The following is a 13,440-nucleotide window of genomic DNA, read 5'->3' as shown; positions in this document are numbered from 1 at the left end:
GAGAAAATCCCTTGGCAGACCGCGATTCGACCAGCGAACAGAGCTTTCCCATCCCCTATCTGCGCGAGGCCTACCTGCGCCGGTTTCCGCTGGCGGCCGCACAGCGCTTGGAAACGGTCTTCACCCTCAAATCGGCGGGCCAGCAGATCAACAACGTGTTGAACGAATGGCTGGAAGGCACTGCAGGGTCACCTGCGCGATTTCAGACGCTCGCATTGCTATGGGGTGCAGGCGATCGTCTCGTTCCGCATCAGGAAATCATTGCGGTTCTGCAGGTCAAGCGCGCCACGGTTTCCGCGTTGATGTTTTCACTTGAACAAGAAGGCCTGGTGCAATCGATCGGCGATGAGAAAGACAGGCGTCGGTTACTTGCGACGCTTACGGAGAAAGGCAAGACAGTTATCACGAGCGCGATGGAGTTGAATGCGCACAGGCTGGAGAAGGCATTTGGCGACTTCTCGCAAGACGAACTGGATTTGATTCAACGGCTGTTGCGGCGTATGCGCGATGGCTTCGTCAAGGTTTCCAACGAAAAGAACTAAAACCTGACTGCCTTTCGAATATCTTTGTTGCAGGATCGACTGACTCATGGCATAGGCATACTTCCGGCACTCGGAAATCAGCTCGACGCAGTCGACTCTCTCCGTAACTAGGCTCTGGGCGCGACTCTCAACATAGAGGAATCTCTAGAGTGAGTACCCTATCTACCGCGAAGGAAGACCGCGCAAGGGCTTCGAAGCGATCGGTATCCGTCCAGACGTACGCACGCATGGCGGGCGTGCTCATGTTGGTATCCATGCTGGCAGGCATTTTCGGCGAGATGTATGTGCCGTCCAAGCTAATCGTGTCATCCGACGCCACCGCTACAGCGGGAAATATCGCATCGTTCCACATGCTGTTCCGGTTGGGCTTTGCCAGCTATCTGGTGGAAGCGCTCTGCGATGTCGGGCTCACCTTGATCTTCTACGTGCTGCTCAAGCCCGTCCAAAAGAATATTGCGCTGCTTGCCGTACTTTTTGGAATTATCTCCACTGCGCTGTACGGAGTCGCCGAGCTTTTTTACATCGCGGCACCACTCGTACTGGCAAATCATGACTATCTCAAGGTGTTCTCACCTGACCAGTTGAATGCTCTGGCACTACTGTCGCTGCAGCTTTATGCCTATGGCGCGGAGATATTCATGGTGTTCTACGGAACCGCCGCTGTTCTGCGCGGGTACCTTATCTTTCGCTCCGGCTACCTGCCAAGAACTCTTGGGGTTCTATGGGTGTTGGCCGGTTTCGGATTTATCGCCAAAAATTTCCTACTGGTCTTGGGGCCTTCCTACGCATCGGACCTCTTGCTTCTGCCCATGCTTATCGCGGGACTTTCGCTCATGACGTGGTTGTTGGTGAAGGGCGTCGACGTTGCAAGGTGGGAAGAAAGAAAGGAATTGACGTTGGGCTTCGAAAAAGCAACCTGACCACGTTTTCACTTAGATCCCTAGCGATTTCAGCTCGAAGGGTGAGTTGTTCGCGTCTCGCGAAATCAGTCGTGCGCGCCGCCGTGTCGTTTGCGATAGTCGGCAGGGGAGACGCCGACGTAGTGCATGAACGCGCGTCGCAGGTGATCTCCGTTACTGAATCCACATTCGGCGGCGACCTGCTTGGGAGCGTAATGTCCGCTTTCCAGCAGGCGTCGGGCCGCTTCGACGCGTGTAGCCTCGACCCATGCCGCGGGCGATACGCCTACTTCGCTGCGAAACAAGCGAGCGAAATGGCGAGGACTCAGGTGCATACGTTCGGCCATGAGCGGCACGCTGTGGTCCTCTGCCAGATGAGCAGCGACCCAGCGCTGCAAACCCTGTAGCGCTGAACGACCCGCTGGCGCTGCCTCGCCATGACGGCTGAATTGCATCTGCCCACCGGGACGTTTGAAATACATCACCAGTTGGCTGGCGACACGCATGGACACATCTTTGCCGAGATCTTCGGTGACCAGCGCCAATGCCAGGTCCAGTCCCGCAGTCACCCCCGCCGCGGTGCGCAGGCGACCATCGGCGACATACAAGGCGTCTGCTTCCACGGTGACGGCGGGAAACGTGTCGGACAGGGTTTCTGCAACAGCCCAGTGTGTGGTGACGCGCCGACCATCCAATAGCCCACACGCGCCAAGCAAAAATGCACCACTGCAAATCGAGCCATAGCGCTTGGCGCGGCGTGCGCGATCCGTTACCCAACGCGCGACGGCCGGTGTCGGCTTGAGGTCTGCAGCGTGTGGCGAGCCAGCCACCAGAAGCGTGTGGATCGTTTCGGTACCGGGTTTTCCAATGATCAGGTCGGGAATCAGCCGCACACCCGACGAGCTGCGAATCGGGCCGGGGCGGGAGCCGACCACCATAGGGGCATACATTTCCTTGCCGGCTTGTACGTTGGCCTCGGCAAACACATCAAGCGGGCCTGCAACGTCCAAAAGCTGGACTCCGGGCACGGCCAGGATGGCGATAATGCGAGGTGTATTTGCCATGGTTTTGCTCCATGTCCGTTCGTTGCATCAAATGGCAGAAATTTACGTGAAACGCCATTTGAGGACATCAGGATGAGAAGCCTAGCATGAGACGTCCCCAACGGAGAGGTCATTCTCATGAGCTTTTTATCCATCAATGGTGTCTGCATTCCCGACAGCAAGCTGGCGCGCGAAGTCACGGAGCTTGTCCGTGATACCGAATCGGAGCTGCTATTCAATCATTCCAGCCGCGTTTATTACTTCGGCGCCTTGGCCGGCAAGCAGCGAGGCCATAGCTTCGATGCGGAACTGCTGTATGTGGGTGCGATGTTCCACGACATGGGGCTGACGCCCAAGTACAGCAGCGTCAAGGATCGGTTCGAAGTGGATGGCGCCAATGCCGCCGCCAGCTTCCTGCGGAGTCATGGAATTTCCCAGGCAGACATCGACACGGTATGGACGGCGATCGCCCTCCACACGACACCGGGCATTCCGCAATACATGCAGCCCGTTGTTGCGCTTGTTACGGCGGGTGTCGAGATGGACGTTCTGGGATTGACGTACAGCCAATACTCCGATGCCGAGCGCGACGCCATCGTCCAGACGTACCCTCGTCCGGCGCATTTCAAAGAAGACATTATCCAAGCCTTCTACGACGGCATTGAGCACAAACCGGATACGACGTTCGGCAATGTGAAGGCCGATGTATTGGCCGATAAGGATCCACAGTTTAAGCGCGGCAATTTCTGCAGCGTTATTCGCTGCTCGCATTGGGCTGGATAGTGCAGGGCGCGGTCAACGATGGGATGCCCGCGCAGCTGACACCAATCGTTCAACGCCAGAACGTATGGCGGGAATACTAAGCCCGCCAAAGCGCAACAACAAACCATCGTCGTCGGCGGGTGTGTGCCGATAGGAATTGAGCGAGTGGAGCGCCAAGCCGCTGGCTTTCACCGTGCGTTGCACTTCCAACGCATCCGGGTGGCGCAGCATAAGTTGCACTCCCACCGTGTTGACTTCCCAAGTCCAGCCGCAGTTGGCGAGCGGCGCTAACCCTTCTGCGAGGAAGGCACATTTTTCGGCGTACACGCCGCGCATGCGGCGCACGTGGGTCGAAAAATGCCCTTCATCCATGAACCGACTCATGGCGAGTTGTATCAGTGGCGCACTGAAGGCGTCGAGCTGAGTACGGATGTTGGCGAGCTGCTCCACCATGGCTTCCGGCACCACGGCAAATGCGAGACGCAGCGACACGAACATGGATTTACTGAGTGTGCCGAGGTAGAGCACTCGGGCATGCTGGTCCAGCGAATGCAGCGGTGTCACGGGTTGGCCCACATACCCGAACTCGCCATCGTAGTCGTCTTCCAATACCCAGGCGTCATGTTTTTTCGCCCAATCCAGCAGCGCGATGCGGCGCTCCATGCTCAAGGCGACACCGGTCGGAAACTGGTGTGACGGTGTGACATAGGCTAACCGCGCGTTCGGTGCACGTTGTAATCCCACTTCTACCTGCAAGCCCTCCCGATCTACGGGTATCGGTACGATGGCAGATCCTGCAAGTTCCAGTGCGGCACGCGCGCCTGGGTAAGCGGGATCTTCCATCCACGTCGCATCGCCAGGGTTCGTGAGTAGCAGAGCCAGCAAGTACATGGCTTGTTGGATACTGTTGAAGATGATCACTTGTTCCGCTGTGCAGCGCACGCCACGCAGCTGCGCAAGATGGTGCGCGAGCGAGCTACGCAGTGCCGGCAGACCGCGCGGGTCGGTGAAGTTCATGTCCGCACGCTTGAGGTCGCGGGCGGCGCGCGTCTGTATCCGCTGCCAGATCGGCCAAGGAAACTCGGCGGTGTCCGCGACGCCGGCGTTGAATGGCTTGAATTCTTGCGCTACGCGACAGGCGAGGTTACCTGCCAGTTTGATCCCGCGCGTCGAGGCGGATAACTCGGGGTAGGGCGCTTTTCCAACCCGAGCAGTGCTTGTCGGCCCTGCTACTTGGCCGGCTATGAATGTGCCGCGCCCCAAGATGCGCTCCAGCAAACCTTCCTCCACGAGTTGGGAGTACACCTCCTCCAGCAAACCGCGGGAGACGCCATAGTCGGCCGCTGCTTTGCGACTGGATGGCATACGTTCGCCAGGCGCAAGCAGACCTTGCAGCATGGCATTGCGTAATGCGAGGTAGACATCGGCGCGTCGTGGCTGACTGGCGGGCACCGGCGGCAGTAAGGCGCCTCGTGAGCGGCGTGACATATATCTCCTGATATCGGTCCGTTTTATCTATTCAATACGGTCCTGGAATGCTATCCGCAGATCTGTAGCATGGCCGCTCGACGCTCTAATCACATGAGGTGCGGAATGTTCTTCAAAACTCCTGTTACATGCGCGATGGTCTTCGCGGTTATGTGCGGCTCGATAGTCGCCTTGCAGCCTCTTCAGGCGGTTGCAGCATCTCCTGTAGAACGAGATGGGCAACATGATTTCGATTTCCACCTTGGAAGCTGGAAAAGTAACATATCCCATCTTCAGCATCCGCTGACGGGTTCTACGACATGGACGAAGTGCGAAGGCAGTCTGGTGGCGCGTAAAGTTTGGGATGGGCGCGCGCAGATCGAGGAACTCGAGGCCGATTGCCCCTCAGGCCACATTGAAGACCTGCTGCTGTTTCTATACAACCCGGAGACTCATCAGTGGAGCCTCAACGCGGCAGCCGTTGGCGACGGCGTCATAGCTCGCCCCATGTTTGGTGAATTCAAAAATGGGCGCGGAGAATTCTATGATCAGGAGACGTTCAAAGGCAGAACCATCATGGTTCGACAAGTCTGGTCAGACATCACTCCGACGTCGCACCAATTTGAACAGTCATTCTCGGATGACGGCGGTAAGACTTGGGAGCCAAACTTCAAGGCAACGCTTACACGAGAGTAGTGAGCAGGTACGGGTCTCTGTCGGATATCAAATAAGACAAAAGAAAAGGCCCGCCATTAGGTGGGCCTTAAAAAAGTGGCAATCTGGGCTACATCGATCAAATCACCCGCGTAGTCGGTCAATCGTTGACGATGGTGTTCCTACCACGCTGCTTGGCCTGATACATTCGCCGGTCCGTCTGCTCGATAATCGGTGTTGCTTCATCGGCGCATTCGGGTATGAGGGTGCTGAGGCCGATGCTGGCGGTGAGGTATTTGCTGATGTCGGAGCCTTCGTGCGGGATGTGTTCGTTGGCGATCAGCTCACGGCAGCGCGAGGCGATTTTGTAGGCCTCGGTTTCGTTGGTGTCGGGCAGCACCAAGATGAATTCTTCGCCGCCGAAACGCGCCACGAAATCGCGTGGACGGGTGGCGGCCAATCCCAGCAATTTGGCGACGCGTTTCAGGCATTGATCGCCTTCCAGGTGGCCGTAGTGGTCGTTGTATTGCTTGAAGCAGTCGATATCGAGCATCAGCAGGGAAATAGGCTGCTTGTTGCGGCAGGCGTTGGCCCACTCGGTTTCCATTACCACATCGAAACGGCGGCGGTTGGCGACACCGGTAAGCCCGTCTTTGAAGGAGAGTTCTTCCAGCTCGCGGCGCAGGGCGGCGAGTTGTTCTTCGGTGCGTTTGCGTTCGCTGATGTCGAACATAAAGCCGATCAGCGAGTCGACGGAGCCATCGTCGTTGCGCACCACGTGCACCACGTCGCGGATCCAAACGTAGTCGCCATTCTTTTTCAGCGCGCGATAGTCGGCTTCATGATCGACGCCGGCCTTGGATTGAGCTACGCAGAAGTTCACCGCCCAATCGCGGTCTTCCGGGTGCATGCGGTCGGCCCAGTCTTGCACGGTCACCCAGCTGGACTGGTCCCAGCCCAGTAGTTCTTCGATCTGCGGACCGATGTAGGCGAACTGCATCGTGGCCCAGTCGATTCGCCAGGGAATGGCGCGCGTCGATTCGAGCAGGGTTTTGTAGACGGAGCTTTCCGATTCCAGTTTGCTATCGCTGATCGCCATCGTTTTGGTTCCGATATGAGGGTTAAGACGAGCGTTGCGTTTGTGTGGCGAGATGAGCTTCGCTGGCCGACGAACCAGGATGCGGGAAGAACCCCTTGGCGCGCTCGTACAGTTTCAGCAGTTGCTCGGGCTCGTCGTAATCGAAGCGCAAGCCGCCGCGCAGGTCGCGTCGTATCAGGCGCACCATCTGTCGCGTCACATCATCGTGAAAATGCTTGGCCGGCTTCCCGGTGATTTCCGCAAGGCGACCCGCGATCACGGGCAGATCGCTCACCACGGGGCATACGCGGTAACTGTATTTTCCGCCGATGGTTTCCGGCACCAGATCCATAAAGCGGTCTTCCAACTGGCGGAACGAGGTCAGCGTCAGTCGATAAGCGTTATGACCCAAGATCGGTAGGTCGTTGGCTACGGGGCCCATGTCGTCCAATTGCTGGAAGCCGGTGGCCAGCGGCAACAGTTGATCGAGGCGGTAACTTTGCACGTGCGGATTGCCCACGCGCGCCAGATTCGCGATGAGCTCGCCGATCGATGCATGGCCGATGATCGCTGCACGCTTGGGCAGGCCGGCCCAAATGCCATCCGCGCCGTTGAGCAGCGCTTCGATCACCGACGCGTTTTCGAAGCCTGCGCCGGCATGGATGTGTACCAGCACTTTGAATGGCGGTGGCAGGAATTGACGAATCACCGCGATGTAGGCGCCGACCTGAAAGGGCAGGTACGTACCGCGGTCGTCCTCGATGGTGATGCCTTCGATCGGCAATTCGGCCAACAGGCTGAGGATGGAGCAGGTAGCTTCCAGGTTTTGCGAAAACGCGTCGCAACCGTCGACGATGTTGATAAGAATGCGCGGTGGCGCACCGTTGTCGCCGCGCATGTGCTCGTGCAGCCAGCGCACGCTGGCCGGCAAACTGCGACGCAGCGTTTCCAGGTCGTACAGGCCTTGCATGCCGATCTCGCTGAGATAAATCTCGTGCACGGTGTTGGGTACGCCATACGATGCCAGCTTCAGCTGCGAGGGGTCGGGCGTGAACGTGCCGTCCTTCGCTTCGATGCCCAGCGCAGTGAACGCAAAGCATCCGGTCATGTCCACGTGGTGATCGCGCAGATGCATCATGAAGTCGTCGTCGACTTCGAGTTCATCCGGCATCGCGTAATCGAGTGTGCCCAGTGAGATGTTCTTGAAGCCGAACTCGCGCAGTTTGGGCAGGATGGATAGCTTGTCTTGCAGCGTCTGTCCGATGTTGGAGCCGACGGGGTTTTCCCGCAGCGAAAGATCGATGAGATAAGGCTCGATGTTGCGGAGTTTCTCCACTTTGGCATCGGCCGCCGCCAGAATGGCGTGGGCGTTTTCCAGCGCTTGCGTCAACGACATGAATCCCCCGATTTGTTGCACAGCGAAACCGTGGATGGGTCATGGCCGGTCTGGGCCGTTCAGCGCCCATCCGAAGCAACAAGCACCTACGGTAAGCGAAAGCGCTAACTCCCGCATGACGGGCGTTCATCCATCCGAACCGGGAAGGCTATGCAACTGTCGTGCCCAAGCGTTTGGGTGTCTTTGTGCTTGTGGCTAAAAACGGCGAGGCGGGCTTCTTGCGAGGGGCTGGCTCGTTCCGGCCCGTAAATTGCTTATGTACCCCAAGGAGCTAGTTCGGAGGCCATTTCGCCGATGAAATCAACGCAAATGGATAGGCCGACCGGGAAAAACCAGGGTGTTTATCAACGTGGGTTCCGTTGCCATAGCGACTCATCGGCGCGAGGGCCTGTCCGATACTATGTGACGCAGTTCGTCCATGATTGCCGCGTCGCACGTTTCATTCTGACTTAGGGGGCGATGTCCTTGCGTTGGATTGGGTTGCTCGCAGCGTTGTTGGTTGCTCATTTGGCCCTTGCCTACCATGTGGGGCAAGCGCAGGGTGTCCTGCCGCAGCTTGTTGTGATTGCCGTGCAGGGCGTGGCGGTGGGGGCGGTCGTCGTGCGCTGGCGGCGCAGTCCGCCGCTGATCCGGTCGCCATGGCTGTTGCTCGCCATAGCGGCGTTCATGCAGATATTGTGGGCGGCCACGAACTTGCTGGCTGTCGTGGTGGGCGATGTCGGCGGTTATCTCACGGCGCTGGGCGTGGTGTTCTCCGGGCTGTACATGATCCCGTGCATGTTCATGGTGGCGCGGTCGTTCGTGCAGAACGAGCCGCGCGTGGTGGTGATGCTGGACCTGATTCTGTCCTGCCTGGTCGCGGTGCTGCTGTATCGACTGGTGACGCAGATCATAAGCGGTCCGTTGGCGTCGGATCCATCCAGCATCTACTTGATCATCCATCACGCCGATGCCGTCGATTTCTCGCTGGCGGCCATGGCGATTTTGCGCCTGCTCGGTGCACGCGGTTTTCGCTGGCGCTTCTTCTATTTCGCGGCAGCCACCTACGTGTTGGTGAACGCCATCGTGGCGGCGGTCTACAACCGTGTCGAAATGCAAGGTCTGCCGTGGTGGGCCGGGTCGTTGGTCGATATTCCATACGCGTGTTTGGCGATCGTCACTATGCGCCAGCCGCCGCGTTTCCTTCGCGCTTATCATCCTTCGCTCGCGACGTCGCAGACGATCGTATCGTTCGCTCCCATCATGTTGTCGCTGATCATTCTGATGCTTGGGATCAGCGTGTCGCGCATCAGTTTCATTCCGGGTGTATTGGCGGCATCCGTGTCGGTGATTTTCTATGGGCTGCGCGTGGCCTTCATCCAAAGCCGCAACCTGGATATGCAGCGCGCCATCGACCAGACTACGCATCGCCTGCAGCAGCAGGTGGGACGCGACCCTCTGACGGGTATCGCTAATCGCGCAGCACTCGATACGCGCTTGCAGGAAGTGCTGGAAGAGGGGCTGCGTACGGGAAGCTACTGTTCGCTGCTGATGATCGATATCGATTTCTTCAAGCAGTACAACGACAGCCTTGGGCACATTGCCGGCGACGCCTGCCTGGTCAAAGTGGCTTGCGCGCTCAGCAGTAGTCAGCTGCGTGCGCGGGATCTGGTGGCCCGTTACGGCGGCGAGGAATTTGTGGTGGTGTTGGCTGATACTTCCGCCGAAGCCGCGCTTGAAGTGGCGAAGCGGCTCATTGCCACCATCGAGCGCTTGCAGATTGTGCATCCGCGTTGCCCGCAGGGACATGTCACGGTGAGTATCGGTATCGCTACGCAGACACACGACACGTCGATCGATCCCGTTGCGTTGCTGGAAGATGCCGATCGTGCTCTTTATCGCGCGAAGAGCAACGGCAGGAACCGTTACGAGGTGGCCGACGATATGAAATCAGATGCGCCCGCTGCGTTGCGCGGTGTGGGTGCAACGGATAGTGCTCTGCCGTTCTAACCGTCTAGGCGGTAGCTGAAACTACCTTGGAAAGGCCCCGGATAAGGGGCCTTTTTGCTGTCCGCGATGGGATAGCCATGACTTCCGGGGGTATCTGGCTGCCCGTTTGCGACGCACTATTCGGTCATTCGCTGGAACACATACACGCGATGCTTGCTTATCTATCGGCGATGCCGGTCACCAAACGGTAGGGGATGTTATGCGCACCATTTTGTTTTCCGCGATAACTGTTGCACTGATCGGCGCATTGACAAGCGGCGCGGCGATAGCTCAGTCGGCTGCAACGACCGAGATCATCGGCACCACGCAGTTGCCGCGCAGCGTGCGGCCTACGCATTACGACGTGGCGGTGACGCCGCATGTCGATACGCTGAGCTTCGATGGCAAGGTAACGGTAGCGATCGATGTACTGCGGCCTACGGCGAGCATCACGCTCAATGCGATCGACCTAAAGTTTTCGTCGGTGAGCCTGGCACCGGTTTCGGGGCAAGCGAGTTTCGGTACCCCGAAGGTATCCGTCGACTCCAATGCGCAGACAGCCACTTTCACGTTCGCCAAACCGTTGCCGGTCGGCAGTTATCGCCTGACCATGGATTACACCGGCAAGATCGATACCCAGGCCAACGGCTTGTTCGTGATCGACTATGACACCAAGGCGGGTCATAAGCGCGCGTTGTATACGCAGTTCGAGAATTCCGATGCGCGACGTTTCATTCCGTCGTGGGATGAACCGGCGTACAAAGCGACGTTCGATCTGACGGCGACGGTGCCTACCGGCCAAATGGCGGTGAGCAACATGCCCGCCGCGCAGAAGACCGATCTGGGTAATGGCCTCACGCGCGTGCACTTCCAGCCGTCGCCGAAGATGTCTACCTATCTGCTTTTCTTCGGTGCGGGCGATTTCGATCGCGTAACCACCAATTCCGACGGCACCGAGATTGGTGTGGTGACGCAAAAGGGATTGTCGTCGCAAGCCAGTTTTGCGCTGGATTCGGCCAAGACTATCTTGCACGAGTACAACGATTACTTCGGCACGCCATATCCGCTGCCCAAGCTCGACAACATCGCTTCGCCGGGCAGCAGCCAGTTCTTTGCAGCGATGGAAAACTGGGGTGCGATCTTCACCTTCGAATACGCGATGCTGCTCGACCCCTCGATCTCTACGCAGGCGGACAAGGAAGGGGTGTTCGGCGACGAAGCGCATGAGATGGCACACCAATGGTTCGGCGATCTAGTGACGATGCGCTGGTGGGACGACCTGTGGCTCAATGAAGGCTTCGCCTCGTGGATGGCAACCCGCACCACTGAGAAGCTGCATCCGGAATGGAACGTGCAGCTGTACACGGTCGATATCCGCGAAGCCGCCATGAGCCTCGACGCTGTGGCTACATCACATCCGGTGGTGCAGCACGTGGAAACGGTCGAGCAGGCCAACCAGGCGTTCGATGCCATCACCTATTCCAAGGGCGAGTCGGTGATCCGCATGCTCGAGAATTACGTAGGCGCGGATACCTGGCGCGACGGCGTGCGGCGCTATATCAAGGATCACGCTTACGGCAACACGGTGTCCGACGATTTGTGGCACGCGATGGAAACCGTGACCGACAAACCCGTCACCACCATTGCGCATGACTTCACTGTGCAAGCCGGCGTGCCGTTGATCCGCGTAGCTTCCGCCACTTGTCACAACGGCAGCACGACGCTAGCGCTGACCCAGGGACAGTTCAGTAAAGATCGCCCCGATATGACGCCGCTTAAATGGCATGTACCGGTTATCGCCCAATCGCTCGGGGGCACCCCAACGCGCACGCTGGTGAATGGACAGGCTTCACTGGTCGTTCCGGGATGCGGCACGGTCGTAGTCAATGCAGGGCAGAGCGGTTATTACCGCACGCTGTACGCACCCGCCGCGTTCGCGTCGATCAGTGGCAACTACGCCAAGCTGGCGCCGATCGATCAGCTCGGCGTGATGGATGACACCTGGGCGCTGGGTATGACTGGCCTGCAACCGGCATCGTTGGTCTTGGATCTGATCAAGGCTACGCCGAGCGATGCTGATCCTGTGCTGTGGGACAACATCGCCAGCACCTTGTCCGCGCTGAACGACTACTACCGCGGCACCGGCGCAAGGGAGGCGCAGTTCCGTGCTTTCGCCATCGGGCGGCTCGAGCCGGAATTCAACCGCATCGGCTGGGACCCGAAAGCCGGCGAAGCGGCCACCGTCGCCATCCTGCGGAACGACCTGATCGGCGCGCTGGGCAATCTGGGCGATGACAACATCATCAAGGAAGCACGTCGTCGTTTTGCTGCACAGGCGACCGATCCGTCGGCGATGCCGGCGTCGTTACGCAAGACCATCGTTGCGGTGGTGGCCCACAACGCCGACGCGGCAACATGGGATCAGCTACATGCACAAGCGAAGTCGGAGCAGACGCCGCTTATCAAGGATCAGCTCTACGCGATGCTATCCGCCAGCAAGGATGAGGCGCTCGCCCAGCACGCGCTCGATTTGGCGTTGACCGACGAGCCGGGTGCCACCAATAGCGCCAACATGATTTCCACGGTGGCCCAACATCATCCCGAATTGGCTTTCGGCTTTGCCGTTGCGCATCGCGAGCAAGTGGACAAACTGGTCGATTCGACCTCGCGCAGCCAGTATTACCCGTTCCTGGCCAATGCTTCGCTGGAACCGGCGACGGTAGGCAAGGTGCAGGCGTATTCGCAAGCGCATATCGCACCCACGTCGCGGCGCGATGCAAATACAGTGATTGCGAACCTGCAGTACCGCATGGGGGTACGCAAGAATCGGTTGCCCGAGATCGATACCTGGCTGAAGAAGAACGCCTAAGCAGTCGAACGGGTAGAAGTACAGAAAAGGCCCCGTTGCGTGCGGGGCCTTTTCGCTGTGGATCGCGCCACCCTTTATGTCTGCTTTTAGTGCAACAACAGCATGTTATGCTCATCCCGCCATGGCGCCGGAAACGCCTCAGGGGGAACTGCAATGGGCTTATTCATCTTTTTGGCCATTATCGTATTGGTCATCGGTTATATCGTTTCTATCTATAACGGCCTGGTGACCGCCAGGAACAGTTACAAGAATGCTTTTGCGCAAATCGATGTACAGCTGACGCGCCGTCACGATCTGATTCCCAACCTGGTGGAAACGGCCAAGGCGTACCTCGCACACGAACGCGGGACCCTCGAAGCGGTGATCCAGGCGCGCAATACCGCGGTTAAAGGTTTGGCCGACGCCAAGGGCAACCCGGGCGATCCGTCGGCGATGCAAAACCTCTCCGACAGCGAAGGCGCGCTGAACCAAAGCCTGAGTCGTCTGTTTGCGCTGAGCGAGGCTTATCCGGATCTCAAAGCCAATCAGACCATGATGCAGCTGTCTGAAGAGCTGACATCCACGGAGAATCGCGTTGCGTTTGCGCGTCAGGCGTACAACGACGCCGTGATGACCTACAACAACCGATGCGAAGTTTTCCCGGGTTCCTTCGTGGCGGGCAGCTTCAGCTTCACCACGGCACATCCTTTGGAAATCGAAGATCGCACGGTGCGCGAAGTGCCGAAGGTGTCTTTCAGCTGATCGCTATGGCTTGCTGATGGC

The 13,440-nt window shown here is 58.4% G+C and carries 11 protein-coding genes; 7 read left to right on the top strand and 4 right to left on the bottom strand.

Annotated elements, in window-relative coordinates; all coding sequences use genetic code 11:
* Positions 1-11 precede the first annotated feature (11 nt).
* Entirely contained in the window at positions 12-542 is a 531-nt protein-coding gene (locus QQL64_RS07810) for a MarR family winged helix-turn-helix transcriptional regulator (RefSeq protein ID WP_284397847.1), read from the top strand.
* A 227-nt stretch (positions 543-769) separates the two neighbouring features.
* Positions 770-1,462, top strand: a complete 693-nt coding sequence (locus QQL64_RS07805; RefSeq protein ID WP_284397846.1) for a DUF4386 domain-containing protein — start codon at positions 770-772, stop codon at positions 1,460-1,462.
* A gap of 65 nt (positions 1,463-1,527) precedes the next feature.
* Here QQL64_RS07805 and QQL64_RS07800 read toward each other — a convergent pair whose 3' ends face one another.
* Positions 1,528-2,505, bottom strand: coding sequence for a GlxA family transcriptional regulator (locus QQL64_RS07800; protein ID WP_284397845.1), 978 nt, complete (start codon positions 2,503-2,505; stop codon positions 1,528-1,530).
* A gap of 117 nt (positions 2,506-2,622) precedes the next feature.
* Between QQL64_RS07800 and QQL64_RS07795 the strand changes: the two genes are divergently transcribed.
* A complete protein-coding gene (locus QQL64_RS07795; protein ID WP_284397844.1) occupies positions 2,623-3,267 on the top strand; it encodes an HD domain-containing protein in 645 nt (214 codons plus the stop codon).
* 12 nt (positions 3,268-3,279) lie between these two features.
* On the opposite strand, the gene pdxR is transcribed toward QQL64_RS07795, so the two are convergent.
* On the bottom strand, positions 3,280-4,734 hold the full coding sequence (gene pdxR / locus QQL64_RS07790; RefSeq protein WP_284397842.1) for a MocR-like pyridoxine biosynthesis transcription factor PdxR: 1,455 nt from the start codon (positions 4,732-4,734) through the stop codon (positions 3,280-3,282).
* A gap of 105 nt (positions 4,735-4,839) precedes the next feature.
* On the opposite strand from pdxR, the gene QQL64_RS07785 reads away from it, so the two are divergent.
* A complete protein-coding gene (locus QQL64_RS07785) occupies positions 4,840-5,409 on the top strand; it encodes a hypothetical protein (RefSeq protein WP_284397839.1) in 570 nt (189 codons plus the stop codon).
* Between the two features lie 118 nt (positions 5,410-5,527).
* Here the strand turns inward: QQL64_RS07785 and QQL64_RS07780 are convergent, their stop codons facing one another.
* Both QQL64_RS07780 and QQL64_RS07775 read right to left on the bottom strand, forming a co-directional pair.
* Positions 5,528-6,466 (bottom strand): GGDEF domain-containing protein, encoded by a 939-nt coding sequence (locus QQL64_RS07780; RefSeq protein WP_284397837.1) that lies wholly within the window; start codon positions 6,464-6,466, stop codon positions 5,528-5,530.
* A gap of 22 nt (positions 6,467-6,488) precedes the next feature.
* A complete protein-coding gene (locus QQL64_RS07775) occupies positions 6,489-7,841 on the bottom strand; it encodes a beta/alpha barrel domain-containing protein (protein WP_284397833.1) in 1,353 nt (450 codons plus the stop codon).
* Positions 7,842-8,300: 459 nt separating this feature from the next.
* Between QQL64_RS07775 and QQL64_RS07770 the strand changes: the two genes are divergently transcribed.
* The 3 genes from QQL64_RS07770 (at position 8,301) to QQL64_RS07760 (ending at position 13,419) form a co-directional block, all read left to right on the top strand.
* Positions 8,301-9,830: a GGDEF domain-containing protein gene (locus QQL64_RS07770; RefSeq protein WP_284397831.1), complete on the top strand. Its 1,530-nt coding sequence runs from the start codon at positions 8,301-8,303 to the stop codon at positions 9,828-9,830.
* Between the two features lie 199 nt (positions 9,831-10,029).
* On the top strand, positions 10,030-12,678 hold the full coding sequence (locus QQL64_RS07765) for a M1 family metallopeptidase (protein ID WP_284397829.1): 2,649 nt from the start codon (positions 10,030-10,032) through the stop codon (positions 12,676-12,678).
* 153 nt (positions 12,679-12,831) lie between these two features.
* Positions 12,832-13,419, top strand: a complete 588-nt coding sequence (locus tag QQL64_RS07760; RefSeq protein WP_284397826.1) for a LemA family protein — start codon at positions 12,832-12,834, stop codon at positions 13,417-13,419.
* Positions 13,420-13,440: the final 21 nt, after the last annotated feature.

Source organism: Dyella lipolytica (assembly GCF_030160075.1).
GTDB classification, from domain to species: Bacteria; Pseudomonadota; Gammaproteobacteria; order Xanthomonadales; family Rhodanobacteraceae; genus Dyella_B; species Dyella_B lipolytica.
Note: the sequence above shows the minus strand (reverse complement) of the source record. Positions and strands in the feature narration are given on the sequence as shown.